22 protein-coding genes and 5 tRNA genes are annotated in these 25,048 nt (G+C 71.4%); 16 read left to right on the top strand and 11 right to left on the bottom strand.

Annotation, left to right across the window (positions count from 1 at the left end; genetic code table 11):
• Positions 1-63: 63 nt before the first annotated feature.
• The 8 genes from AC6I72_RS09290 to AC6I72_RS09255 form a co-directional block, all read right to left on the bottom strand.
• Entirely contained in the window at positions 64-654 is a 591-nt protein-coding gene (locus AC6I72_RS09290) for a GTP-binding protein (RefSeq protein ID WP_037858015.1), read from the bottom strand.
• Entirely contained in the window at positions 635-1,201 is a 567-nt protein-coding gene (locus tag AC6I72_RS09285; RefSeq protein ID WP_498000362.1) for a DUF742 domain-containing protein, read from the bottom strand. The genes AC6I72_RS09290 and AC6I72_RS09285 overlap by 20 nt, the downstream gene beginning before the upstream one ends.
• A gap of 97 nt (positions 1,202-1,298) precedes the next feature.
• Positions 1,299-1,712 carry a roadblock/LC7 domain-containing protein gene (locus tag AC6I72_RS09280; protein ID WP_004983065.1) on the bottom strand — a complete coding sequence of 138 codons (414 nt, stop codon included), beginning with the start codon at positions 1,710-1,712 and terminating at the stop codon, positions 1,299-1,301.
• Between the two features lie 10 nt (positions 1,713-1,722).
• Complete coding sequence (locus tag AC6I72_RS09275) at positions 1,723-5,034, bottom strand: nitrate- and nitrite sensing domain-containing protein (RefSeq protein WP_498000361.1); 3,312 nt, start codon at positions 5,032-5,034, stop codon at positions 1,723-1,725.
• A gap of 431 nt (positions 5,035-5,465) precedes the next feature.
• Complete coding sequence (locus AC6I72_RS09270) at positions 5,466-6,041, bottom strand: GTP-binding protein (RefSeq protein ID WP_037858010.1); 576 nt, start codon at positions 6,039-6,041, stop codon at positions 5,466-5,468.
• Positions 6,022-6,420, bottom strand: coding sequence for a DUF742 domain-containing protein (locus AC6I72_RS09265; protein ID WP_009190816.1), 399 nt, complete (start codon positions 6,418-6,420; stop codon positions 6,022-6,024). Before AC6I72_RS09265 ends, AC6I72_RS09270 begins: the two co-directional genes overlap by 20 nt.
• A gap of 111 nt (positions 6,421-6,531) precedes the next feature.
• Complete coding sequence (locus AC6I72_RS09260) at positions 6,532-6,945, bottom strand: roadblock/LC7 domain-containing protein (RefSeq protein ID WP_030382516.1); 414 nt, start codon at positions 6,943-6,945, stop codon at positions 6,532-6,534.
• A gap of 9 nt (positions 6,946-6,954) precedes the next feature.
• On the bottom strand, positions 6,955-11,109 hold the full coding sequence (locus AC6I72_RS09255) for a sensor histidine kinase (protein ID WP_498000360.1): 4,155 nt from the start codon (positions 11,107-11,109) through the stop codon (positions 6,955-6,957).
• A 602-nt stretch (positions 11,110-11,711) separates the two neighbouring features.
• On the opposite strand from AC6I72_RS09255, the gene AC6I72_RS09250 reads away from it, so the two are divergent.
• The 9 genes from AC6I72_RS09250 (at position 11,712) to AC6I72_RS09210 (ending at position 15,937) form a co-directional block, all read left to right on the top strand.
• A complete protein-coding gene (locus AC6I72_RS09250) occupies positions 11,712-11,900 on the top strand; it encodes a hypothetical protein (RefSeq protein WP_498000359.1) in 189 nt (62 codons plus the stop codon).
• A 251-nt stretch (positions 11,901-12,151) separates the two neighbouring features.
• On the top strand, positions 12,152-12,937 hold the full coding sequence (locus AC6I72_RS09245; protein ID WP_498000358.1) for a fumarylacetoacetate hydrolase family protein: 786 nt from the start codon (positions 12,152-12,154) through the stop codon (positions 12,935-12,937).
• Positions 12,930-14,444 carry a glutamate--tRNA ligase gene (gene gltX, locus AC6I72_RS09240; protein ID WP_498000357.1) on the top strand — a complete coding sequence of 505 codons (1,515 nt, stop codon included), beginning with the start codon at positions 12,930-12,932 and terminating at the stop codon, positions 14,442-14,444. Before AC6I72_RS09245 ends, gltX begins: the two co-directional genes overlap by 8 nt.
• A gap of 127 nt (positions 14,445-14,571) precedes the next feature.
• Positions 14,572-15,303: an HAD family hydrolase gene (locus AC6I72_RS09235; protein WP_498000356.1), complete on the top strand. Its 732-nt coding sequence runs from the start codon at positions 14,572-14,574 to the stop codon at positions 15,301-15,303.
• A gap of 92 nt (positions 15,304-15,395) precedes the next feature.
• Positions 15,396-15,467: transfer RNA gene (locus AC6I72_RS09230), tRNA-Gln, on the top strand.
• Positions 15,468-15,510: 43 nt separating this feature from the next.
• A tRNA-Glu gene (locus AC6I72_RS09225) sits at positions 15,511-15,583 on the top strand.
• Between the two features lie 87 nt (positions 15,584-15,670).
• Positions 15,671-15,743, top strand: a tRNA-Glu gene (locus AC6I72_RS09220).
• Positions 15,744-15,764: 21 nt separating this feature from the next.
• Positions 15,765-15,836 (top strand) — tRNA-Gln (locus AC6I72_RS09215).
• 28 nt (positions 15,837-15,864) lie between these two features.
• Positions 15,865-15,937, top strand: a tRNA-Glu gene (locus tag AC6I72_RS09210).
• A gap of 429 nt (positions 15,938-16,366) precedes the next feature.
• On the opposite strand, the gene ndgR is transcribed toward AC6I72_RS09210, so the two are convergent.
• Positions 16,367-17,083, bottom strand: coding sequence for an IclR family transcriptional regulator NdgR (ndgR, locus tag AC6I72_RS09205; RefSeq protein WP_366725635.1), 717 nt, complete (start codon positions 17,081-17,083; stop codon positions 16,367-16,369).
• A 188-nt stretch (positions 17,084-17,271) separates the two neighbouring features.
• Here ndgR and leuC point away from each other — a divergent pair, with 188 nt between their 5' ends.
• The 4 genes from leuC (at position 17,272) to AC6I72_RS09185 (ending at position 20,560) form a co-directional block, all read left to right on the top strand.
• A complete protein-coding gene (gene leuC / locus AC6I72_RS09200; RefSeq protein ID WP_498000355.1) occupies positions 17,272-18,702 on the top strand; it encodes a 3-isopropylmalate dehydratase large subunit in 1,431 nt (476 codons plus the stop codon).
• A gap of 6 nt (positions 18,703-18,708) precedes the next feature.
• Positions 18,709-19,302, top strand: coding sequence for a 3-isopropylmalate dehydratase small subunit (leuD, locus tag AC6I72_RS09195; RefSeq protein WP_037857987.1), 594 nt, complete (start codon positions 18,709-18,711; stop codon positions 19,300-19,302).
• A gap of 252 nt (positions 19,303-19,554) precedes the next feature.
• Positions 19,555-19,785, top strand: a complete 231-nt coding sequence (locus AC6I72_RS09190; RefSeq protein WP_037857985.1) for an SCO5555 family protein — start codon at positions 19,555-19,557, stop codon at positions 19,783-19,785.
• Between the two features lie 136 nt (positions 19,786-19,921).
• Positions 19,922-20,560 carry an HU family DNA-binding protein gene (locus AC6I72_RS09185; RefSeq protein WP_037857983.1) on the top strand — a complete coding sequence of 213 codons (639 nt, stop codon included), beginning with the start codon at positions 19,922-19,924 and terminating at the stop codon, positions 20,558-20,560.
• A gap of 106 nt (positions 20,561-20,666) precedes the next feature.
• Here the strand turns inward: AC6I72_RS09185 and AC6I72_RS09180 are convergent, their stop codons facing one another.
• Together AC6I72_RS09180 and cofC are read right to left on the bottom strand one after the other, a co-directional pair.
• The gene (locus tag AC6I72_RS09180) at positions 20,667-20,870 is read right to left on the bottom strand and encodes a hypothetical protein (protein ID WP_498000354.1); all 204 of its coding nucleotides are present in this window, start codon (positions 20,868-20,870) and stop codon (positions 20,667-20,669) included.
• Positions 20,871-21,085: 215 nt separating this feature from the next.
• Complete coding sequence (gene cofC, locus AC6I72_RS09175; RefSeq protein WP_498000353.1) at positions 21,086-21,724, bottom strand: 2-phospho-L-lactate guanylyltransferase; 639 nt, start codon at positions 21,722-21,724, stop codon at positions 21,086-21,088.
• A gap of 154 nt (positions 21,725-21,878) precedes the next feature.
• Between cofC and AC6I72_RS09170 the strand changes: the two genes are divergently transcribed.
• From AC6I72_RS09170 to AC6I72_RS09160, 3 genes are read left to right on the top strand one after another with little or no spacing between them, the layout of a single operon-like run.
• Positions 21,879-22,706, top strand: a complete 828-nt coding sequence (locus tag AC6I72_RS09170) for a lysophospholipid acyltransferase family protein (RefSeq protein ID WP_498000352.1) — start codon at positions 21,879-21,881, stop codon at positions 22,704-22,706.
• Complete coding sequence (locus tag AC6I72_RS09165; RefSeq protein ID WP_498000351.1) at positions 22,703-23,722, top strand: NAD(P)H-dependent glycerol-3-phosphate dehydrogenase; 1,020 nt, start codon at positions 22,703-22,705, stop codon at positions 23,720-23,722. Before AC6I72_RS09170 ends, AC6I72_RS09165 begins: the two co-directional genes overlap by 4 nt.
• A 58-nt stretch (positions 23,723-23,780) precedes the next feature.
• Positions 23,781-24,938: a D-alanine--D-alanine ligase family protein gene (locus tag AC6I72_RS09160; RefSeq protein WP_498000350.1), complete on the top strand. Its 1,158-nt coding sequence runs from the start codon at positions 23,781-23,783 to the stop codon at positions 24,936-24,938.
• Positions 24,939-25,048 lie beyond the last annotated feature (110 nt).

Genomic DNA, 25,048 nt, shown 5'->3' with positions numbered 1-25,048 from the left:
GCGACGAAGGGCCCCTCTCCTTGGGAGAGGGGCCCTTCGTCGTCGTCCTGCGCGGTGCGGCCGCTACCGGAGCCGGGCCATGAGCGCGTGCTCGACCAGCGTGATCAGCGTCGACTTGGCGTCGGCGCGGTGGCGGGCGTCGGTGGTGATGATCGGGGTGTCCGGGCCGATCTGCAGGGCCTCGCGGACCTCGTCGGGACCGTAGGGCTGGTTGCCGTCGAAGCCGTTGAGGGCGATGACGAACGGCAGCCCGCTGTTCTCGAAGTAGTCGACGGCGGGGAAGCAGTCGGCGAGCCTCCGCGTGTCGACCAGCACGACGGCGCCGATCGCACCGCGGACCAGGTCGTCCCACATGAACCAGAAGCGGTCCTGGCCGGGGGTGCCGAACAGGTAGAGGATGAGGTCCTGGTCGAGGGTGATGCGGCCGAAGTCCATGGCCACCGTCGTGGTGGTCTTGTCCCCGGTGTGGGTGAGGTCGTCGATGCCCGCCGACGCTGACGTCATGACGGCCTCTGTGCGCAGCGGGTTGATCTCCGAGACGGCGCCGACGAACGTGGTCTTGCCCACGCCGAAGCCGCCCGCCACCACGATCTTCGCGGAGGTGGTGGAGCGACTCTGAGAAACCGGCCCTCCGCTAGAGCTTGCGAAGTCCACTGAGCACCCTTTCGAGCAGTGTCACGTCTGGCTGGCCGCCGGCGTTCTCGTCGCCGCCGGGCTGATGGATGGCGACCAGGCCCGCCTCCGCCAAGTCGGCGACGAGGATCCTGGCCACGCCGAGAGGAATCGTCAGCAGGGCCGAGATCTCGGCCACCGACTTGATCTCGCGGCACAGATGGCAGATCCGCTGATGTTCGGGCAACTGGCCCTGCATCTGGTGCGGTTGCGCGGTGGTGTGCACCAGGGCCTCGATGGCGAGCTGGTATCGGGGCCTGGTGCGGCCGCCCGTCATGGCGTACGGGCGGACCAGTGGGTTGTTCGACGCCGCGGGCGCCGGCTCAGGGGTGCGTCGCTGCGGCTGCACCGGCTGGATGCGCGGCGCCGGCGGCTGGTCGTACGGCGAAGGGCCGGGGCCCTGCGGGGCGTACGGCTGCTGGTGGTAGGGGGAGGGGTAGGCGTACGGGTTCGGCTGGCCGTCGCCGTGGCCCTGCGCGGGGCCGTACGACCAGTTGCCCGAGGACGAACCGCCTGGGTGTGTTGCCACTCTTACTCCTCCTCCGACTGCGCCTGGCACCCAATTGAGTGGAAGCCGCGTCCCGAAACCTTACGGCCCCGGGACACCGCGACGCACCGTCTGTCTTTCAGTTGAGAAGGCTTCCCTGGAGCTCGGCGCGCAGGTCCGGGGTCAGGACCGTGCCCGCGCGGTCCACCAGAAGGGCCATTTCGTACCCGATGAGACCGATGTCCGCTTCCGGGTGGGCAAGTACGGCGAGGGACGAACCGTCGGAGATGGACATGATGAAGAGGAATCCCCGCTCCATCTCCACAACCGTCTGGTTCACGCTGCCGCCCTCGAAGATGCGCGAGGCACCCGCGGTCAGCGAGGTCAGACCGGAGGCGACGGCCGCGAGCTGGTCGGCACGGTCGCGGGGGAAGCCTTCGGACATCGCCAGAAGGAGTCCGTCGGCGGAGACCACCACGGTGTGGGACACCCCGGGGGTGTTGTCCACGAAGTTGGTGATCAACCAGTTCAGGTTCTGTGCCGCCTGGCTCATCGGGCTCACACTAACGCTCCTGGTTGTAGGTGCTGTCAGGACCACTGTGTTCATTCCTTGTGGCCTGGCCGTTCTTTTCACTTCCTGCGCTGCGTCCCCGCTGTACGCCCTGGCGCAGGTTGCTCAACCTGCCCCGGACGTCCTCGGGGGCGCGGGAGACCTGTGGGCCGCCCTGCGGGGTCGATTCCGCGGTGCCCTCGACCAGGTTGGCCTTGGGTACCCGACGCGGCAGGCCGGAGGAGGTGACCCCGCCCGCCTTGGGCTTCTTGAGCTGCGAGGCCTGCTGCCAGCGCTCGTCGTTGGCCGAACGCCAGCCGCTGCCGCCGCTGCCGCCGGCGGCCGGGTCCGGCGTCTGACGGGGCGCGGACCCCGTGCCGTTCGCACCGCCGGCCGAGGAGCCGCGGCGCGGCAGTCCGGCGTCGGTCAGCCCGTGACCGGCCGGGGAGGCCGGGTCCGGTCCGTCGAAGCCTACGGCTTCCGCGTCCCGCGCGTCAGCGGCCTGCGCCGGTTCCGCTTGCGGAGCGTACTGGTCCGCGTAGTTGTCCGGATAACCGTCCTGCTGCGGCCAGTCGTCCTGGTAGGGCCGGGCCTGGAAACCGGTGTACGCGTCGGCGGCGCCGCCCGTCTGCTCCTGCTGCCCCGGCTCCGCATAGGCGGCCGGATCCGGGTAGCCGGCGTCCGTCGCGTATCCGCCGTTTCGCGGCACACCGCCGTCCGGCGCGTAGTACGTCTGCTCGTACGACGGCTGCCCCTGCGGCTCGTACGCCGTCTGCTGCTGCTCCTGGTAGACCGTGCGCTGGTCGTAACCGGGCTGCTGCGGCGGGAAGGCCGTCCCGCCGGTGTCGTACGCCTGCTGCTGCCCCGTGTCGTACGGCTGCTGCTGTCCGGCGCCGTACGGCTGCTGCTGTCCGGTGTCGTACGCCTGCTGCAGGCCGGCGGCGTCGTCGGCGTGGGCGGGTGCCCCGTGCGCGGCCGCCTGGTCCGGCGTCTGGCCCTCCAGGGTCGCCCGGCGCTCCTCGCGCTTGAGGGAGCGGCCGACCGGGTCCAGGTCCCGGATGTCGTCGGGCACCTCGCCGTAGCGGCTGTCGTCGAAGCCGAGTTCCGCGGCCGTGCGCATCGGCGGAAGCTGGCTCCGGCCGAAGTCCTCGCCCTGGAACTGCTGCTCGGGGATGATCTGCGGCACGGTGAACTCGCCGCCGTCCACGCCCTGTTCGCCGCCGCCGCCGTGCGTGATGGCGTCGGGCAGCATGACCAGCGAGGTGGTTCCGGCCTGCTCGCCGGAGGGGCGCAGCTGGACCCGGATGTCGTGCCGGTCGGCGAGGCGGCCGACCACGAACAGGCCCATGCGCTGGGAGATCGCGACGTCCACGGTGGGCGGGTTGGCCAGCTTGTGGTTGATGTCCGCGAAGTCCTCGGCGGTCAGGCCGATGCCCTTGTCGTGGATCTCGACCATGACCCGGCCGTCCGGCAGCCGGGTCGCGGTGACGCGGACCTTGGTCTGCGGCGAGGAGAACGTGGTGGCGTTCTCCAGCAGCTCGGCCAGCAGGTGCACGAGGTCGGTGACGGCCCGGCCGTGGATCTCGGCCTCCGGGACACCGGCCAGCTCGATGCGCTCGTACTGCTCCACCTCGGAGGAGGCGGCGCGTAGCACGTCGACCAGCGGGACCGGCTGGTCCCAGCGGCGGCCGGGCTCCTCGCCCGCGAGGACCAGGAGGTTCTCGCCGTTGCGGCGCATACGGGTGGCCAGGTGGTCCAGGCGGAAGAGGTTCTCCAGCTGGTCCGGGTCGGCCTCGTTGTTCTCCAGGTCGGTGATCAGGGTCAGCTGGCCCTCGATCAGCGACTGGTTGCGGCGCGAGAGGTTGGTGAAGATGGCGTTGATGTTGCCCCGCAGCAGGGCCTGCTCGGCGGCGAGCCGGACGGCCTCGCGGTGCACCTGGTCGAAGGCGCGGGCGACTTCGCCGATCTCGTCGGTCGAGGTGATCGGGATCGGCGCGACCCGGGTGTCGACCCGGCCGGGGTCGGTGCGGGAGAGCTGGTCGACCAGCATCGGCAGGCGCTGCTCGGCGATGCCGAAGGCGGCGTTGCGCAGCCGGCGCATGGAGCGGCTCATCTGGCGGGCCACCAGGCCGGCCAGGAGGAAGGCGGCGAGCAGGGCGACGACGACGACGGCACCGGTGACGAACGTCGACTGTCTGGCGTCGTCGGCGATACCGGCGGCCTCGTTCACCGCGGTGTCGGCCATGTCCGACTCGATCTTGCGGTAGGCGTCGAACTTGAGGGTGTTGACGGCCCACCAGTTCTGCGCGGTGACGCCCTTGGCGGCCAGTGCCTGGCGGGTGGCGGGACCGGTGTCCTTCAGCGTGGCGAGCGCCGTGACCATCTTCTGCGGGTCGGACGGCGGGGGCACGTAGCCGGCGTCCTTGCCCTTGGCGTCCTGCGCCATCTCGGCGGCCCTGGTCTGGATGTCCTTCTTCTGCGCGTCCAGCTTGTCCGCGTCGGCCTGGGTGCCGCCGCCGAGGTACTCCTCGACGGCGATGTTCTCCAGGTAGGCGTAGGAGGACAGGGCGATGCGCTGGCTGGCCAGGTTGCCGTCGTCCGGGCCCGGCTTGATCAGCAGGTGCATGCCGATCGAGCGTTCCAGCGACAGGGCCGCCTTGGTCAGGGAGATGGCGTAGACCGTGCGGCCGTAGGAGGTGATGTTGCCGGTGCCCAGGCCCAGCTCGTTGGCGAACTCCATCAGCGGGTGCGCGACCTGGACGTAGCCCTCCTCGGTCTGCACGCCGTTCAGCTTGGAGGTGTACGCGGCGGCGCGCAGCGACCGCAGCTGCGGCTCGGTCTCCCGGAACAGCTTCAGCCGGCGCTCCAGGCCGGCCTTGTGCGGCATGTTCTCGGCGGCCTTGTCGAAGGCGTCGGCGGCCTGGTCGGTGAGGTGCCGGGCCTGGGCGACGGCCGAGTCGTTCGGACCCTTGCCCTGGAGCAGGGGAGCGGCGCTGGTGTCGCGCTCGTTGTAGAGCGCGTTGGCGTAGGTCAGCGAGGCCCGCACCAGGCGTGCGGTGTTCTCGGCGTCCTGCGCGTCCTGCCAGGTGTCGATGGAGCTCTTGACCTGGAAGCCGCCCATGACGAGGCCGACCAGCACGGGTATGAGCAGGATCGCGTTCAGCCGGGTGGGCACCCGCCAGTTGCGCGGGGAGAGGCGCCCGCCGCTCGGCGTGGGAGTGGCGGCCGGCTCCGAACCGGGCACGTGTGCCGGCGCCGCGCCGCGCTGCGGCGGGGTGAAGTTGCCCCGTGCCGACGGCTCGGGGCCGTTCTTGCTTCGCCTCACTCGACCAACAACCTCTCGGCGGCCGGCACCCAACTGTTGTGCCGCAGTGTCTCAGAGCCCCGTCCGGCGCGGACGGACATCAGGACCGGAGGGAACCGGGGTACCGATGAGTACGTCTTCGACCATGGGGCAGTTCAGGCATTCCAGCACGCCGACATGCGCTCTTCCAAACAGTGGAAACCACCGATTCGAAGTGATGTAAGTCCCAGATAAAACGGTCATAAAGAGCGAGCCGCGTCAAATGGCGGGATGCTCATGTGCGCAGCGAGACCACATGTGTGCGACGCGTGGCGGTGCCACCCGATTCCTCTGCCGAAACGTTATGAACACCGGGGCCGGCCGTGTCCAAGGACACAGCCGGCTCCGGTGCGTCTACGGCAACTGCCGTACAGCCCTGCCGACTTGGGCGCTATGCGAAATGTGTCCCGGTGTTACCTCAGCCTGGCCATGAGCGCGTGCTCGACCAGCGTGATCAGCGCCGACTTGGCGTCCGTGCGGTGCCGGGCGTCGGTCGTGATGATCGGTGCGTCGGGCCCGATCTGCAGCGCCTCGCGGACCTCGTCCGGCGTGTACGGCTGCTGGCCGTCGAAGCCGTTGAGGGCGATGACGAACGGCAGCCCGCTGTTCTCGAAGTAGTCGACCGCGGGGAAGCAGTCGGCCAGGCGCCGGGTGTCCACGAGCACCACCGCGCCGATCGCACCCCGCACCAGGTCGTCCCACATGAACCAGAACCGGTCCTGGCCGGGGGTGCCGAACAGGTACAGGATCAGGTCCTGGTCGAGCGTGATGCGGCCGAAGTCCATGGCCACCGTCGTGGTGGTCTTGTCCCCGGTGTGCGTGAGGTCGTCGATGCCCGCCGAGGCGGACGTCATCACGGCCTCGGTGCGCAGCGGGTTGATCTCCGAGACGGCACCGACGAAGGTCGTCTTGCCGACGCCGAAACCACCCGCCACCACGATCTTCGCGGAGGTGGTGGCCCGGCCCCCGTCAGAGCTTGCGAAGTCCACTGAGCACCCTTTCGAGCAGCGTCACATCCGGTGCGCCGCCGTTGTTCTCGTCGCCGCCCGGCTGGTGGATGGCCACCAGACCGGCCTCGGCCAGGTCCGCGACGAGGATCCGCGCCACACCCAGCGGCATCGCCAGGAGCGCCGACACCTCGGCGACGGATTTCACCTCGCGGCACAGATGGCAGATCCGCTGGTGCTCCGGGAGCAGTCCCATCAGCGCTGCCGGGTCGGCCGTGGTGCTGATCAGCGCCTCGATGGCGAGCTGGTAGCGCGGCCGGGTCCGGCCGCCGGTCATCGCGTACGGACGAACCAGCGGCTGGTCGCCCTCGTCCCCGTACGGCTCGGCGTACGGATCATGATGGGCGGTGGGCGGGGTCATGAATCCTCCGGGCGGGACAGCAAGTCGGTCGGGCAAGCCGTCGGACGGGGCCGGTGGGGGGATTGTGGCGGCCGGACGGTGATTTGGTGACGCGGGTGGTGCCGGGGCCGGTCAGTGGAGCAGACTGCCCTGTAGTTCGGCGCGCAGGTCAGGCGTGAGGACTGCCCCCGCGCGGTCGACGAGCAGCGCCATCTCGTAGCCGACGAGGCCGATGTCGCACTCCGGGTGGGCCAGTACCGCGAGGGACGACCCGTCCGAGATGGACATCAGGAACAGAAAGCCGCGCTCCATCTCCACGACCGTCTGCGCCACGTTGCCACCCTCGAAGATCCGGGATGCCCCGGCGGTCAGCGAGGTGAGGCCGGACGCGACGGCGGCGAGCTGGTCGGCACGGTCGCGCGGGAAGCCTTCGGACATCGCCAGAAGGAGTCCGTCCGCGGACACCACGACGGTGTGGGACACCCCCGGGGTGTTGTCCACGAAGTTGGTGATCAACCAGTTGAGGTTCTGTGCCGCCTGGCTCATCGGGCTCAACTAACGCTCCTGCTGGTGAGTGGGGCTCGGGAAGCTGCCCGTCTGGCCGGTACCGGCCTGACGACCCTGTGCGATGCCCCGACGGAGATTGGTCAGCCGGCCGCGTACCTCGTCGGGCGAACGCGAGACCTGCGGACCGTTCTGGTGCTGTTGCTGCTGAGCCGTGCCCGGGACGAGGTTCGCCCTGGGCACCCGGCGCGGCAGGCCGGAGGTGGTGACGCCGCCCGCGGCCGGCTGCCGTACGCGTTCTGCCTGCCGGACGAGTTCGTCGTTCGGCGAGCTGCGCCAGGCGGAGGTTGCGGGACGCTGGGGGGCGGAAGGCTCCTGGGGGGCCGCGGGCGCCTGCGGGGCCTGCGGCTGCGGGGGCTGGGCGCCCGCCTGCTGCTGTTCACCGCGGAACCAGTTGGTCTCCAGGGTGTCGTACAGCGGCGTGCGGCCGTCGCCCGGGCCCGCGGCCGGCGGCAGCGCCCACCCGTCGCCCTGACCGCGCTGCTCGTCGGGCCGCTGCTGCGGGGCCTGCGGACGCGGAGCGCCGAAGTCGGCCGGGCCGGACGGCTGGGGACGCTCGAACTGGCCCGTGGCCGACGGGTCCTGACGGCCCGGCAGCGACGGCCGGCCCGCACCGTCCTGACCCGCCTGCGGGAACTGGCCCGTGGAGCCGTTGTCGTAGCCCTGTGCCGCCGGGAACTGCCCGGTGGAGCCGTTGTCGTAGCCCTGCACGGCGGGGAACTGGCCCGTGGAGCCGGCGTCGTAGCCCTGCGGGGCGGCGAACTGGCCCGTGGAACCGTTGTCGTAGCCCTGTGCCGCCGGGAACTGCCCGGTGGAGCCGTTGTCGTAGCCCTGCACGGCGGGGAACTGGCCCGTGGAGCCGTTGTCGTAACCCTGCGGGGCGGCGAACTGGCCCGTGTCCGACGGGTTGCCCGGTGCCGCACCCGGCGCGTTGTGCTGCCCCGGGTTCTGCGGGGCCGGCGCCGCCTGGCCGAAGATGTCCGAGCGGACGAACGAACCCGTGTTCTGCCCGGCGTCCCCCGCCGGTGCCGGGAACTGCCCGGTGGACTGCGGGTCGTTCGCCTGCGGACGCCGCGCGTCGAAACCGGGCCGGGCGAAGCCCGCCGGGTCCGCCGCCGCGCCGGGGGCCTGACGGCTCTCCGGCCCGGGGAGCACCGGCATCTCGGCCGTGGCGCCCGGACCCTGGTGGTCCTCGATGCGCGGCATGCGCGAGGTCTGCGCCTGCTCCGCCTCGTCGTGGCCGCGGGGGGCGTCGAGGGCGGCCGGTCCTGCCGCGTTCTCGTTGCCCCAACTCGGCGTTCTCGGCTGCGGGTTGCCGCCCGGCAGCTCCGCGCGCGGACCACCGCGCGACGGCAGCTGCGGCTGCCTGCCCTGCTCGCCGCCCTCGGCCCGCCGCGGGGGCAGCCCGCCGCGTCCGCCGCCGAAGACGTCCGTCCGGCCGCCGTCGGCGAAGCCCTGCTGCTCACCGGTGCGCCGGCCGTCGCCGGAACCGGGACGCCCCTCGCCCTGCCGTCCGTCGCCGAAGCCCTGGGGGCCGCCGGCGCCCGCACGGCCGCCGCCCGGTTGCTGACCCTCACCGAAGGCCTGCCGTCCGTCACCGAAGCCCTGGGGGGCACCGGGGCCCGCCTGCAGACCCTGCGGCCCGCCCGGCGCGCGGCCGCCGAAGCCGGACCCGGCACCCGCCGGTTCCGGACGGCCCTGCTGGGGCCGGCCTTGCTGCGGCAGGCCAGGACCCTGCGGCCCGCGCGCTCCGCCCGGACCGGCGGGGCCGCCCTGACGGCCGCCCGTACCGGGCAGCGCGGCCCGCGGACCCTGGCCGGCACCGACCTGGCCGCGCTGGGCACCGGGGCCGAGCCGGCCCGCGCCGCCCGCCGGACCGCCCTGCTGGCCGTTCTGGCGCCGCGCCGCCGCCGCGCCCGCCGCGGCGGCCGCTGCCGCCGGGCCGCCCGCGGACGGGCCGCCGGGCTTGCCGGGGGCCGGCTTCTTGCCGCCCTGGGCGACGTCCACCGGCAGCATGACCAGCGCCGTCGTACCGCCGGAGTCCGACGGACGCAGCTGGATGCGGATGCCGTGCCGCTGGGAGAGCCGGCCGACCACGAAGAGGCCCATGCGGCGGGAGACGGAGACGTCCACGGTGGGCGGCGAGGCGAGCCGCTCGTTGATCGCGGCGAGATCCTCGGGGGAGAGGCCGATGCCGGTGTCGTGGATCTCGATCAGGACGCGGCCGTCGGGCAGCGCGTGACCGGTGACTTTGACCTTGGTCTGCGGCGAGGAGAACGAGGTCGCGTTCTCCAGCAGCTCGGCGAGCAGGTGCACGAGGTCGTTGACGACGCGGCCGGCGACCTCGGTGGTCGGTACGGAGGCCAGCTCGATGCGCTCGTACTGCTCCACCTCGGAGGCGGCGGCGCGCAGCACGTCGACCAGCGGGACCGGACGGGTCCAGCGCCGGCCCGGCTCCTCGCCCGCGAGGACGAGGAGGTTCTCGCCGTTACGGCGCATACGGGTGGCGAGGTGGTCGAGCTTGAACAGCGAGGACAGCTGGTCCGGGTCGGCCTCGCGGGACTCCAGCTCGGAGATGAGCGAGAGCTGGCGCTGGATCAGACCCTGGGAGCGGCGCGAGAGGTTGGTGAACATCGCATTGACGTTGCCCCGCAGCAGGGCCTGCTCGGCGGCGAGGCGGACCGCCTCGCGGTGCACCTCGTCGAAGGCCGCGGCCACCTGGCCGATCTCGTCCCGGGAGTGCACACCGACCGACTCCACGGACGTGTCGACGTCCTGCGGGTCGGACTCGGACAGCTGCTTGACCAGCTCGGGCAGACGGTCCTGGGCGACCTTGGTCGCGGTGTCCTGGAGCCGGCGCAGCGAGCGGATCATGGAGCGGGCCACGACGAAGGCGCCGACCAGCGACACACCGAGGACGAGGAGGATCAGCGCACCGGAGATGATGGCGTCGCGCTCGGTGGCGCTGCGCAGCTCACGGGCCTTCTGTTCCATCTCCTCGAGCAGCGTGTGCTCGATCTTCTTCATCTGCTCGATCTTCGTCGAGCTGTCGTCCACCCAGTCGCGGTAGGAGCGCTTGGTCTGCTGGTCAAGACCGGTGCTGCTGTCCAGGGCGCGCTTGGCGTAGGTGTCCGCCGACTGGATGGTCGGGTTGCCCTCCTCCATGGGCTTGATCAGCTCTTCCGCACCGTCGCCGTAGATGTTGCGGAAGCTGTTGATCTCGGAGGTCTGGCTGTCGAGCGCCGACTGCGCGTACAGCCGGTCGTTCTCGGAGAGGTTGGCCGCGGAGGTGTTGTTGGCGGGCAGCGCGGCGGCGATGACGGCACGCTGGATGGAGGCGTACTCCTTGGCGGAGGAGAACGCGGACAGCGCGCGGGTGCGCTGGATCATCTCCGGGTTGCTGGTCGCCTCGGCCATGTCCTGGGAGAGGCTGAGCAGCTCGGTGATGAGCCGGTGGTAGGCCTCGACGGTCTGGGTCGAGTTCTTCTCGTGCGCGTACGCCGTCTTGCGGATGCTGCCGAGGTGGTTCAGCTCGCTGGCGAGGCCGACGAGCGTCTCGCGGACACCCTGGAGGTTGCCGCCCTTGCTGGCGCTGTCGATCTCCTCGGAGGCGGCGAGGAAGTTCTCCGTGGCCCGGTCGGTCTTGTCCCGGAAGCCCTTGACGGTGATCGCGCTCGCGCTGGAGGGGTGCGACAGCGGACCGGCGGACTGGTCGCGCTCCTCCTGGAGCGCGGCGGCCAGCTCGGTGGCCTGCTTGGTCATGTCCGTCAGCAGCTTCATGTTGTCGAGCTGCTGGATGTCGTCCAGGTTCTGGTTGATGCGCAGCGCACCGAGGGTGGTGGCCGCGATCACGGGGAGCGCGAGCAGCGACACCAGGCGGGTGGAGATGCGCCAGTTGCGCAGGGCCACGCGGGAGCCGGGGCCGACGGGGGCCGGGCTCTTGGCGGGCTTGGCCGCCGGGGCTGCTTCCGGCTTCGCCGAGGCCGAGGGTGCTGCACCGCCGGAGCGCGCGGCGCCGTCGCCGGACGGGGCGGGGCCCTGGTTCTGGGCGTGCTGGGGCGAGGAACTGACGGCCTTGGGGCCAGTCCCGCCGTGCGGCTCCGGCTCCGCCGAAGCGCTGCCATCCCTCTTGAAACGTCCCTGCACTAGCGTCGCAACCTCTGGACCAGGCGCCTTTCCACGTGAGCGGAAAGGCGGTGTCGGCGTCGTGGGAAGCGCCCTGAAAACGCTCCCCGGTGGTCGTGAGTGACCGGCGCTGGTTCCCCCTATCTCGCCGCCCACTCGGCGCTGCGTTGCGCCCCCTGCGCGCCGGCTCGATCCCGCGGCGGTCCGTGGCATTCCAGCACAGTGCAGGATCTCCAACAAGGCATGTGGGCCAGCCTGTGACCTCTGTGACAGCGCGTGAGGAGCGGGTTACGAGATGTGGAAAGTGACCTCCCCCATACCGGACATATCTCTACGAGCCGATGAGCCGTCACAGGTGTCCCAGTCGCCATGATCGGGAGCGGAATGACGGCTTCAGGTGGTTAATGTCCGTTTTACCGGGGCGAACCTCGACCAGGAATTGTCCGGATTGTCGAGGGTGCCGTGAGCAAACTCACATGGAGATCACGGTCTCTTCACGCCTTCGGCCGGGAATTGCACGTTTAGCCTGACGCTTTACATAAGGCGTGCAACTGCCCACCCGCGCCCGCGCGGGGGTCCCGAGGCCCTCCAGGCGCCTGTACACGACAAGGTCTGCTACCACCGTGAAGACGACGATGATGTTCCGCACCATAGCCAACCCCCGGCGCACCACGCTGGCGCACCTGGAGGACGCCGAAGCGCTGGAGACGCCCCAGCTGCCGGAACACCCCGTCTCCCTGCCCGCCCAGACCGCCAACCCCCGGCGCACCGTCCTCATGGAGATCCCGGTCGCGGCCACGGCCGCGGAATAGCCGGTCACGGCAGCGGAACGGCCGGCCGTGGTCACGGCCGCCGGGCGGACCGCCCCCGGGGCGGCCGCCGGGCGAAGCGGCGCCGCCGCCGGAGAGCCACCGCGGGACAGGGGCGCCCCCTCACGAAGGGGTGCCCCTTCGTCATGTGCGCACCTGCCGTGCCGCACCGCGATGCGCGAGGCGCGGGCCGCCCGCCGCGTTAGCCTGGAGCGTCAGACTCCAGCCAGCTCAGTCAAGGGGCCAAGCAACCCGTGCGCATCGCCAGGTTCTCCATCGACGGGAACGTCGCCTTCGGCGCGGTCGAGGGCGACCAGCCGGACCAGCTCGTCCTCGACATCATCAAGGGCATCCCGTTCGCGGACTTCGAGCTCTCCGGCACCAAGGTGCCGCTGAGCAAGGTGCGGCTGCTGCCGCCGGTGCTGCCCAACAAGGTCGTCGCCTTCGGCCGCAACTACGCCGAGCACGCCCGCGAACTCGGCAACGAGGTGCCCGACGCCCCGTTCGCCTTCTTCAAGCCCTCCACCTCGGTGATCGGCCCCGGCGACCCCGTCCAGTACCCCTCCTTCACCGAGGAACTGCACCACGAGGCCGAGCTGGCCGTCGTCATCGGCCGCATGTGCCGCGAGGTCCCGCGCGACCGCGTCAAGGACGTGATCCTCGGCTACACCTGCGCCAACGACATCACCGCCCGCGACGTCCAGCGGCGCGAGAAGCAGTGGGCCCGGGCCAAGGGCTTCGACAGCTCCTGCCCGCTCGGCCCCTGGGTGGAGACGGACCTCGACCTCGCCGCCGCGGCCGACCTGACCATCCAGCTCACCGTCAACGGCGAGCAGCGGCAACTGGGCCGCACCAGCGAGATGATCCACCCCATCGAGGATCTGATCGTCAACATCTCCGAGGCCATGACGCTGCTCCCCGGCGACGTGATCCTCACGGGCACCCCGGCAGGGGTCGGCCCCCTCAGCGTCGGCGACGAGGTCGCCGTCACCATCGAAGGCATCGGCACTCTCACCAACAAGGTTGTCAAGCGTGGCTAGCGCACCCTCCCCCAAGCTCTCGGCTCCGCTCGAGCAGGGGGTACCCCCCCGCGTCCGTTTCTGCCCCTCGCCCACCGGTAACCCCCACGTGGGCCTGGTCCGCACCGCCCTGTTCAACTGGGCCTTCGCGCGCCACCACCAGGGCACCCTGGTCTTCCGCATCGAGGACACCGACGCGGCCCGCGACTCCGAGGAGTCGTACCAGCAGCTGCTGGACTCGATGCGCTGGCTGGGCTTCGACTGGGACGAGGGCCCCGAGGTCGGCGGCCCGCACGCGCCGTACCGCCAGTCGCAGCGCATGGACCTCTACAAGGACGTCGCCCAGAAGCTCCTGGACGCCGGCCACGCCTACCGCTGCTACTGCTCCCAGGAGGAGCTGGACAGCCGCCGCGAGGCCGCCCGCGCCGCCGGCAAGCCCTCCGGCTACGACGGCCACTGCCGTGAGCTGAGCGCCGAGCAGGTCAGGCAGTACGAGGCCGAGGGCCGCGCCCCGATCGTCCGCTTCCGCATGCCCGACGAGACGATCACCTTCGACGACCTGGTGCGCGGAGAGATCACCTACCTCCCCGAGAACGTCCCGGACTACGGCATCGTCCGCGCCAACGGCGCCCCGCTGTACACGCTCGTCAACCCGGTCGACGACGCCCTCATGGAGATCACCCACGTCCTGCGCGGCGAGGACCTGCTCTCCTCCACCCCGCGCCAGATCGCCCTGTACAAGGCGCTGATCGAGCTGGGCGTCGCCAAGGAGATCCCCGCCTTCGGCCACCTGCCCTACGTCATGGGCGAGGGCAACAAGAAGCTCTCCAAGCGCGACCCGCAGTCCTCGCTCAACCTCTACCGCGAGCGCGGCTTCCTGCCCGAGGGCCTGCTCAACTACCTCTCCCTGCTGGGCTGGTCGCTCTCCGCCGACCAGGACGTCTTCTCGGTCGAGGAGATGGTCGCGGCCTTCGACATCAAGGACGTCAACCCCAACCCGGCCCGCTTCGACCTCAAGAAGTGCGAGGCGATCAACGCCGACCACATCCGCCTGCTCGACGTGAAGGACTTCACCGAGCGCTGCGCGCCCTGGCTGAGGGCCCCCTTCGCCCCCTGGGCGCCCGAGGACTTCGACCAGGCCAAGTGGCAGGCCATCGCCCCGCACGCGCAGACCCGCCTGAAGGTGCTCTCCGAGATCACCGACAACGTCGACTTCCTCTTCCTGCCCGAGCCCGTCTTCGACGAGGCGAGCTGGACGAAGGCGATGAAGGAGGGCAGCGACGCGCTCCTGCGCACGGCCCGCGAGAAGCTCCAGGCGGCCGACTGGACGTCCCCGGACTCCCTGAAGGAGGCCGTCCTGGCCGCCGGCGAGGCGCACGGCCTCAAGCTCGGCAAGGCGCAGGCCCCGGTCCGTGTCGCCGTCACCGGCCGCACGGTCGGCCTGCCGCTCTTCGAGTCCCTGGAGGTCCTGGGCCGGGAGAAGACCCTGGCCAGGATCGACGCGGCCCTGACGAGGCTGGCGGCCTAGCGGGCCAGGAAGGAGGGGCGGCACCCGGACTCCGGGTGCCGCCCCTCCGCCGTCCCGGCGGACGCGGGCGCGCCGGCCTTCCCTGTTCCGGCGGACGCGGGCGGCCCCCCGGCGTTACCGTCGGATCATGAGCATTCGCGCGGTGGTCTGGGACGTGGACGACACCCTCTTCGACTACACGAGCGCGGACCGCGCGGGCATGCACGCCCACCTGGCGGCCGAGGGACTGCTCGCCGGGTACGGCTCCGCGGAGGAGGCCCTGGTGCGCTGGCGGGAGATCACCGACCGGCAGTGGGCCCGCTTCGCGGCCGGCGAGGTCGACTTCGTCACACAGCGGCGCGACCGCACCCGCGTCTTCCTGGACCTGGACCTCACCGACGCCGAGGCCGACGCCTGGTTCGACCGCTACCTGGCGCACTACGAGGCCGCCTGGACGCTCTTCCCGGACGTGCTGCCCGTCCTCGACGCCCTGGCCGCGAGCCACCGGCACGCGGTGCTGTCCAACTCCAGCCTCGTCGTCCAGGACCGCAAACTGCGCGTCCTCGGCGTGCGCGACCGTTTCGAGGCCGTCCTGTGCGCCGCCGAGCTGGGTGTCTCCAAGCCGGAGGCCGGCGCCTTCCTCGCGGCCTGCGACGCCCTGCGCCTGCCTCCGCACGAGGTGGCGTACGTCGGTGACCACCCGGAGATCGACGGACGCGGCGCCGCGGAGGCCGGGTTGCTGTCGGTGTGGATCGACCGCGGCGGGGCCCGCGTGACGCTCGACCCGCCCGCAGGACCGCGCCGCATCGCGTCCCTCTCCGAACTGCCCGCGCTGCTCGGCGCCGATACTCGTTTTGGAGCCCCGTCCACCTTCAGGTAATGTTCTTCCTGCGCCGCGGGGAGCGGGCCGGAAGGCCGGAAACCCGAGGACGCAGTACTAGAACAAGAACCCCCTAGGGGCTTGCGTTCCAGTGGCCTATGGTGTAATTGGCAGCACGACTGATTCTGGTTCAGTTAGTCTTGGTTCGAGTCCAGGTAGGCCAGCTCGCAGACGCTTCAGTCTGCACCAGCGGATCTCATCCGCAAAGCCCCCGTTGTGTAGCGGCCTAGCACGCTGCCCTCTCAAGGCAGTAGCGCCGGTTCGAATCCGGTCGGGGGTACAGATCCATCCCGAGAGGACGGTCAGGGTAGCTCCCGCCGGACTCACGGTGAGAACATCCGGCCGCGGCCGGGTGGGGATCGCTAGGGCCCCCGTTGTGTAGCGGCCTAGCACGCCGCCCTCTCAAGGCGGTAGCGCCGGTTCGAATCCGGTCGGGGGTACTGACTGGTCTAAACCATCATTGGTCTATGGTGTAATTGGCAGCACGACTGATTCTGGTTCAGTTAGTCTTGGTTCGAGTCCAGGTAGACCAGCTCGGACCTGCGGAAACGCAGCGTCCACGCCCCCGTTGTGTAGCGGCCTAGCACGCCGCCCTCTCAAGGCGGTAGCGCCGGTTCGAATCCGGTCGGGGGTACAACACACAAGAAGGGCCCTCCCTCGGGAGGGCCCTTCGGTGTGTCCGGACCCGGATCACCTGCCGTCGAACCGGCGGCGCGACTCCGTCCGTCCCGCCGTACGACGACCAGCCCATCCGCCGCAGGAGTTCGCCCGCGGTTCCGCCCCGGTGGCCGGGCCGCTCTCGTCGGGCGCCGGGCGGTACGGCAGGGCCGACACGGCCGTGCCGAGGCGCTGGTTGGATCGCCCGAGAGCGGGCGGAGGAGGGTGGGGACAGCCGGCAGGAGGGCGCGGCGGTCGCAGCAGTCACGCCCGCCCCGTCCGTCGCGGCGGACGGCGTGCGGGGCGGGCGTGCGGGGTGCAGGGGACAGGGGGTGTACGGCGTCCGCAGAAGGGCCTGCCGCGGCGTTGGGGCCGGTCCTTGCGCGCGGACGCGGGGAGGACAGGGTCAGCCGGAGCGGCGCAGCGCCTCGGAGAGGCGGGCGGCGGCGTCGATGACGGCCTGGGCGTGCATCCGGCCGGGGTGGCGCGACAGGCGCTCGATGGGGCCGGAGACGGACACGGCGGCCACCACGCGGTTCGACGGGCCGCGCACCGGCGCGGAGACGGACGCGACGCCCGGCTCGCGCTCGCCGATCGACTGGGCCCAGCCCCGGCGCCGCACGCCCGACAGGGCCGTCGCCGTGAAGCGGGCTCCCTGCAGACCGCGGTGCAGCCGCTCCGGCTCCTCCCAGGCCATCAGCACCTGGGCTGACGAACCCGCCTTCATGGTCAGCGTCGAACCGACCGGGACCGTGTCCCGCAGGCCGGACAGCCGCTCCGCCGCCGCCACGCAGATGCGCATGTCGCCCTGGCGGCGGTAGAGCTGCGCGCTCTCGCCCGTGACGTCACGGAGGTGGGTGAGCACCGGACCGGCCGTGGCGAGGAGACGGTCCTCACCGGCCGCGGCGGCCAGTTCCGCGAGGCGGGGGCCGAGAATGAAACGGCCCTGCATGTCGCGCGCGACCATGCGGTGGTGCTCCAGGGCCACGGCCAGCCGGTGGGCCGTGGGTCGTGCCAGTCCGGTCGCCGCGACCAGACCCGCGAGGGTGGCCGGACCGGACTCCAGGGCGCTCAGGACAAGGGCTGCCTTGTCCAGGACGCCGACGCCGCTACTGTTGTCCATGAAACGATACTCGCGTCTCACTCTGTGAAACGCAAGTTCAATTTTCCGTGGAACGCGCCACCCTGGAAGACACAGCGGCCCGTGGACCGGCGGGCCCGGCGGCGGCTGCCCTTGAGGGGGGACGCGGGTGCCGCCACCCCAAGATCTAGTTGGGCCGGCGCCCCGTGCGTCCGGCCGGAGGGAAAGCGATGGGTAGGACACTCGCGGAGAAGGTCTGGGACGACCACGTCGTCCGGCGCGCCGAGGGCGAGCCCGACCTCCTCTTCATCGATCTGCACCTGCTGCACGAGGTGACCAGCCCCCAGGCCTTCGACGGCCTCCGCAAGAGCGGGCGCGGTGTGCGCCGGCTCGACCTGACCATCGCCACCGAGGACCACAACACCCCCACCCTCGACATCGACAAGCCCATCGCGGACCCGGTCTCCCGCGCCCAGCTGGAGACCCTGCGCAAGAACTGCGCCGACTTCGGTGTCCGCCTGCACCCGCTGGGCGACGTCGAGCAGGGCGTCGTGCACGTGGTCGGCCCCCAGCTGGGCCTGACCCAGCCCGGCACCACCGTCGTCTGCGGCGACTCGCACACCTCCACGCACGGCGCGTTCGGCGCGCTGGCGTTCGGCATCGGAACGTCCCAGGTGGAGCACGTGCTGGCCACCCAGACGCTGCCGCTGGCCCGACCGAAGACCATGGCGATCACCGTCGACGGCGAACTGCCCGAGGGCGTCACCGCCAAGGACCTGATCCTGGCGATCATCGCGAAGATCGGCACCGGCGGCGGCCAGGGCTACATCCTGGAGTACCGCGGCTCCGCCATCGAGAAGCTCTCGATGGAGGCCCGGATGACCATCTGCAACATGTCGATCGAGGCCGGCGCCCGCGCGGGCATGATCGCCCCCGACGAGACCACCTTCGCCTACCTGAAGGGCCGCCCGCACGCCCCCGAGGGCGCGGACTGGGACGCGGCGGTCGCGTACTGGAAGACGCTGCGCACGGACGACGACGCCGAGTTCGACGCCGAGGTGGTCATCGACGCCGCCGAGCTGTCCCCGTTCGTCACCTGGGGCACCAACCCCGGCCAGGGCGCACCGCTTTCGGCGCGGGTCCCCGACCCGGCTTCGTACGAAGACGCCTCGGAGCGGCTGGCCGCCGAAAAGGCCCTGGAGTACATGGGGTTGGACGCCGGTCAGCCGCTGCGCTCCATCAACGTGGACACCGTCTTCGTAGGCTCCTGCACCAACGGCCGCATCGAGGACCTGCGCGCCGCCGCCGACATCGTGCGGGGCCGCAAAGTCGCCGAGGGCGTACGGATGCTGGTCGTCCCGGGTTCCGCCCGGGTGGGCCTCCAGGCCGTCTCCGAGGGCCTGGACGTGGTCTTCAAGGAGGCCGGAGCCGAGTGGCGGCACGCGGGCTGCTCCATGTGCCTGGGCATGAACCCGGACCAGCTGGCCCCGGGCGAGCGCTCCGCCTCCACCTCCAACCGCAACTTCGAGGGCAGGCAGGGCAAGGGCGGCCGCACCCACCTGGTGTCGCCGCAGGTCGCCGCCGCGACCGCGGTCCTCGGTCACCTGGCCTCCCCGGCCGACCTGTCCGACGCCGACGTCCCCACGCCCGCTGGAGTCTGATCAGTCATGGAAGCATTCACCACGCACACCGGCCGGGCCGTCCCGCTGCGCCGCAGCAACGTCGACACCGACCAGATCATCCCCGCCCACTGGCTCAAGAAGGTCACCCGCGACGGGTTCGAGGACGGGCTGTTCGAGGCCTGGCGCAAGGACCCCGAGTTCGTGCTCAACCGCCCCGAGCGGCAGGGCGCCACCGTCCTGGTCGCCGGCCCCGACTTCGGCACCGGGTCCTCCCGCGAGCACGCCGTCTGGGCGCTGCAGAACTACGGCTTCAAAACCGTGATCTCCTCCCGCTTCGCCGACATCTTCCGGGGCAACTCGCTGAAGAACGGCCTGCTCACGGTGGTGCTGGAGCAGCAGACCGTGGACGCGCTGTGGGAGCTGACCGAGAAGGACCCGACGGCCGAGATCACGGTGGACCTCCAGGCGCGTGAGGTGCGCGCGGAGGGGATCACCGCATCCTTCGAGCTGGACGAGAACTCCCGCTGGCGGCTGCTGAACGGCCTGGACGACATCTCGATCACCCTGCAGAACGAGGACGAGATCGCCGCCTACGAGGCGAAGCGTCCCTCCTTCAAGCCGCGGACCCTCCCGGTCTGACCGAGACGTCGAGTTTCGGCCACGCCGGACGCCGCTGTACCCCCGATCGCCACGATCGGGGGTACAGCCGTTTCCGGGCCCTCCCCTTCCGGCGCGCCGCCGTGCCGAGCGCCAACTTCCCACGTTAGGACGGTGGTTGCCGGGGTACGTGAGGGCCGTGTCCTCGGTCGGCGAGCGGGCCGGAAACCCCGCCGACGGCGGCAGTTGCCCCCTGCGCAGGCGACAACTCGCCCCAGATGGCACAATCTGTGCATGGACAACGACGGCCAACTCGAGCTCTATACGGCGGTCGCGGCCCAGCTCAAGGAAGCGCACCGAAGGGTGCGCGCACTGCAAGTCCCGGAGGGCGTACGGATGGCGCTGACCCGGAAGCTGCTGGTCATTACGGCCGCGGCCAAGCACGATCTCGCCGGTGCGACCAGGCGTCTGGAGCGGTTCACAGCGGACCTCGACGAGGGCCGAATCCCCGGCGGGGAAGGCTGAACAGCCCGAGACCGCCGAGTCCGTTGCGGCACAAGGGTGATTAGCCCGTTTCGTGTTTGATTTGCGGTATATATCTGCCTAACGTGCGAAAAAGCTTGAACACTTTCGTTCCGGCCAGGTCTCCGAAGGGGAAGACGTGAACAAGGCGCAGCTCGTAGAAGCGATTGCCGACAAGATGGGTGGCCGGCAGCAGGCCGCCGACGCCGTCGACGCGGTACTGGACGCCATCGTCCGCGCGGTCGTCGCGGGAGACCGGGTCTCGGTCACCGGCTTCGGGTCCTTCGAGAAGGTGGACCGCCCCGCCCGCTACGCCCGCAACCCGCAGACGGGTGAGCGGGTGCGGGTCAAGAAGACCTCCGTTCCCCGCTTCCGGGCCGGTCAGGGCTTCAAGGACCTGGTGAGCGGCTCGAAGAAGCTGCCGAAGAACGACATCGCGGTGAAGAAGGCCCCCAAGGGCAGCCTGTCCGGCCCGCCCGCCACCATCGCCAAGGCGGTCGGCAAGAAGGCCGCCGCCAAGAAGACCACGGGCGCCGCGAAGAAGGCCGCCGCCAAGAAGACCACGGCGGCGGGTGCCGCGAAGAAGACCACTGCCAAGAAGACGACGGCCGCGGCGAAGAAGGCCACGCCCGCCGCCAAGAAGACCACCGCGGCGGGTGCCGCGAAGAAGACCGCGGCCAAGAAGGCCCCGGCCAAGAAGGCGACGGCGAAGAAGGCCCCGGCCAAGAAGTCGACCGCCCGCAAGACCGCCGCCAAGAAGACCGCCCGCAGCAAGTAGGCGACCGGGTACTCACGCGCCGGGCCGGACTCCCGAGGGAGCCCGGCCCGCGGCATGTGCGGCGGCCGTTCGCCCGATCCCGGCAACCCGGCCGCGTCCGGCGAGGTCAGAAGGTCTGGAGCGTCACCAGCGTGATCCGCAGGCCGCTGCCCTCACCCTCGGTCTCGATCCGCACCCGCTGGCCCGGGCGCAGCAGCCGCAGACCCCCCGCGTCGAACGCCCCGGCGTCGAAGGGCAGGGGTGTGCCGTCGTCCAGGAGCACCTGCCCGCTGCGGCTTTCGGCGTCGTACGTGTATGCGGTGGCCTGCATGACGGCAGCCTACTGCCCCCCTCCGGAGCCCGTCCCTGCCCGGCCTGCCGAACCCGCGGCCTCCCGAGTCCACGACCTTCCGAGTCCACGGCCTCCCGTTCCCCGCTTACCCGGCCTTCCGCTTTCCGGTCTCCCCAGCTCCGGCCTCCCCGTCCCGGTCTCCCGTTCCCGGGACCCCGTTTGTCCCGGGTCGTTCGTCCGTGCCCCGCCCGCTCTCACTGCCCGGCGATCAGCAGCCGTGCCGCCGCGGCCGCCGTGCGCGGGCCGACACCCAGGGCCAGGGCCGCCCGCAGGTCGTCGCCGGTGTCCACGTCCTGGCGTACCGAAGGCACCGCGTCGAGCCGCAGTTCCACCGCCCCGGATTCCCGGTGGCGGCTGCGGGAACCGGTGCCGAAAGCCGGCCGCAATTCCTGGTCCGGGGCGACCGCGAGCAGGGTGGTGCCGATCTGTGCCGCGTCCGCCAGAAATGCGCGCGGGAATTCCGTCGCGGCGTCCAGGACCCGGGCCAGTTCCGCCGGCCGCAGCGCGGGCAGGTCCGCGTTCAGGGCGGCCACCGGACGGGCCCCGCCCGCCGCCCGTACGGTCGCCGCTCCGTGCGCCAGCGCGGCGTTCAGGCCGGCCCGCGGAGCGTCGGGGACGATCCGCGCGCCCAGCACCGCCAGCTCCCGCGCGGCCAGCCGGTCGTCCGTGACGACCGCCACATCCGCGACCGCGGGGCAGTCCAGCGCCGCCGCCACCGTGTCCTGGGCGAAGGCGAGGGCCAGGTGCGGGCGTACACCGTCGTGGGCGGTGTCCGAGAGTCTGCTCTTGGCCCGCGACAGGGGCTTCAGGGGGATCACCAAGGTCCACTGCACGGGCGTTCGTCCCTCTCTCGTCGCGGACATTCTCCCTGGCCCATCGGGTCGCGGGCAGGCCGGGGCGTACGGTGTCCCTCGACAGACCGGCGGCCTGGGGCGACACTTGTGCGGCCCCCCGGCCCACAGGTCAGCCCTAGAGGAAGGTGTTCGTGTGCCCCGCCGCAGAATCGGCTTCTGGTACCGCTTCGCAGCGGTGATCTGCAAACCGCCGCTGGTGGTTCTGATCAAGCGGGACTGGCGTGGAATGGAGAACATGCCGGCGGAGGGTGGATTTATCACGGCGGTGAACCACAATTCGCACATCGACCCCTTCGCGTACGCCCACTTTCAGTACAACACCGGCCGCGTCCCGCGATTCCTCGCCAAGAGCGGGCTTTTCAAGAAGGGATTCGTCGGCGCCGCGATGCGCGGCACCGGGCAGATCCCCGTCTACCGGGAGAGCACGGACGCGCTGAGCGCCTTCCGCGCCGCGATCGACGCCGTGGAGCGCGGCGAGTGCGTCGCCTTCTACCCCGAGGGCACCCTCACCCGCGACCCCGACGGCTGGCCGATGACCGGCAAGACCGGTGCCGCCCGGGTCGCGCTGCAGACCCGGTGCCCGGTGATCCCGGTCGCCCAGTGGGGCGCCAACGAACTCCTGCCGCCCTACGCCAAGAAGCCCAGGCTGCTGCCCCGCAAGACCCACCACGTGCTGGCCGGGCCGCCGGTGGACCTCTCGCGCTTCTACGACCGCGACATGACCCCGGAGGTGCTGAAGGAGGCCACCGAGGTCATCATGGCCGCCGTCACGCGCCAGCTGGAGCACATCCGCGGCGAGAAGGCGCCCGCCGTGCCGTACGACCCGCGCCGCGAGCGGATCGAACAGCGCCGCAGGACCCAGGCGCAGGCCCAGGCGGCACAGGGCCGGACCGGGGCCGCGCAGGAACAGGACGAGGCAGCGCGGGAGAAAGCGGTGCAGGAAGAGGGGCAGGGCACGTGAGCAAGCCGGACCAGCCGGTCAGGGCGGCCGTCTTCGGCACCGGATCGTGGGGCACCGCCTTCGCCGTGGTCCTCGCCGACGCCGGCTGCGAGGTCACCCTGTGGGCCCGCCGCCCGGAGGTGGCCGAGGCGGTCAACTCCGCCCGGACCAATCCGGACTACCTGCCCGGCATCGACCTCCCGCGCACCGTGCGGGCCACCACGGATCCCGCAGAGGCCGCCCGCGGCGCCGACTTCACGGTCCTCGCCGTCCCCTCCCAGACCCTGCGCGCCAACCTGGCCGCCTGGCAGCCGCTGCTGGCCCCGGACACCGTCGTCGTCTCCCTGATGAAGGGCGTCGAACTCGGCTCGGCCATGCGCATGAGCGAGGTCATCGAGGACGTCGTGAAGGTCGGGCCCGACCGCATCGCCGTGGTCACCGGCCCCAACCTCGCCCGCGAGATCGCCGCCCGCATGCCGGCCGCCGCCGTGGTGGCCTGCACCGACGAGGCCGTCGCCCGCCGGCTCCAGGCCGCCTGCCACACCCCGTACTTCCGGCCGTACACCAACACCGACGTCGTCGGCTGCGAACTGGGCGGCGCCGTCAAGAACGTCATCGGCCTCGCCGTCGGCATCGCCGACGGCATGGGGCTCGGCGACAACGCCAAGGGCTCCCTCATCACGCGCGGGCTCGCCGAGACCACCCGCCTGGGGATGGCCCTGGGCGCCGACCCGCTGACCTTCTCCGGCCTGGCCGGCCTCGGCGACCTGGTGGCCACCTGCTCCTCGCCGCTCTCGCGCAACCACACCTTCGGCACCAACCTCGGCAAGGGCATGACGCTCCAGGAGACCATCGCGGTCACCAGGCAGACCGCCGAGGGCGTCAAGTCCTGTGAGTCGGTGCTGGATCTGGCCCGCCGGCACGGCGTCGACATGCCTCTGACCGAGACGGTCGTCGGCATCGTGCACGAAGGCAAATCCCCCAAGGACGCCCTCAAGGAGCTGATGTCGCGCAGCGCGAAGCCCGAACGACGCTGAGCGACCCGCGTTTCCCAGCCTGCCCCGGGGCCCTACCACCGGGTACTCTCATCGCGATATGAGCACCGAGAACCTCCCCCAGAGCCCCGAGCAGCCGCCTCGCAAGCCGCGCGTGGCCGTCGTCTGCGGCGGCCGCAGCTCCGAACACGGGATCTCCGTGGTCACCGCGGGTGCGGTGCTGCGCGCCATCGACCGGACCAAGTACGAGGTCCTGCCGATCGGCATCACCCGGGACGGCCGTTGGGCCCTGACCGCGGACGACCCGGACCGCATGGCGATCACCGACCGGCGTACGCCCAGCGTCGACGACCTCGCCGAGACCGGCGAGGGCGGCGTGGTGCTCCCCGTCGACCCGGGCAGCCGCGAAGTCGTCTACAGCGAGCCGGGCTCGGTGCCCAAGGCGCTCGGCGAGGTCGACGTCGTCTTTCCGGTGCTGCACGGCCCCTACGGCGAGGACGGCACCCTCCAGGGCCTGCTGGAGCTGTCCGGCGTGCCCTACGTCGGCTCGGGCGTGCTGGCCTCGGCCGTGGGCCAGGACAAGGAGTACATGAAGCGGGTGTTCACCTCCTTCGGGCTCAAGGTCGGCCCGTACGTGGTGATCCGCCCGCGCGAGTGGGCGGGGGACCGGGCGGCGGCCCGCAAGAAGATCGTCGACTTCGCCGGCGAGCACGGCTGGCCGCTGTTCGTGAAGCCCGCGCGCGCGGGTTCCTCGATCGGCATCACCAAGGTCGACGGCCTCTCCGGCCTGGATGAGGCGATCGAGGAGGCCCGGCGGCACGACCCGAAGGTGCTCGTGGAGGCCGCGGTGCGCGGCCGGGAGATCGAGTGCGGGGTGCTGGAGTTCGAAGACGGCCCGCGCGCCTCCCTGCCCGCCGAGATCCCGCCGCCCCAGCAGCACGCGTACTACGACTTCGAGGCCAAGTACATCGACTCCACACCCGGCATCGTGCCCGCCCCGCTCACCGGGGAGCAGACCGCCGAGGTGCGGCGGCTGGCGGTGGAGGCGTTCGAGGCGGCGTCCTGCGAGGGTCTGGTCCGCGCGGACTTCTTCCTCGACGAGGACGGCGAGTTCGTGATCAACGAGATCAACACCATGCCCGGCTTCACGCCCATCTCGATGTACCCGAAGATGTGGCAGGCCACCGGCGTCTCCTACGAGGAACTGGTGGACCGCCTCATCCAGGCGGCGCTGAACCGGTCGACCGGCCTGCGCTGAAAGCGCCCCACGAGAGACGCGGGGCGGCAGCGCGGCTCCGCCGCGTGGGCGCGGTCCGGCCGGCCACGGTCCGCGGCCGGCAGCCGGTCCGGGCCCCACGGCGCCGCCCC

The organism is Streptomyces sp. Xyl84 (genome assembly GCF_059731885.1).
The sequence above is the reverse complement of the archived record's forward strand: the minus strand, read 5'-3'. Positions and strand labels throughout refer to the sequence as shown.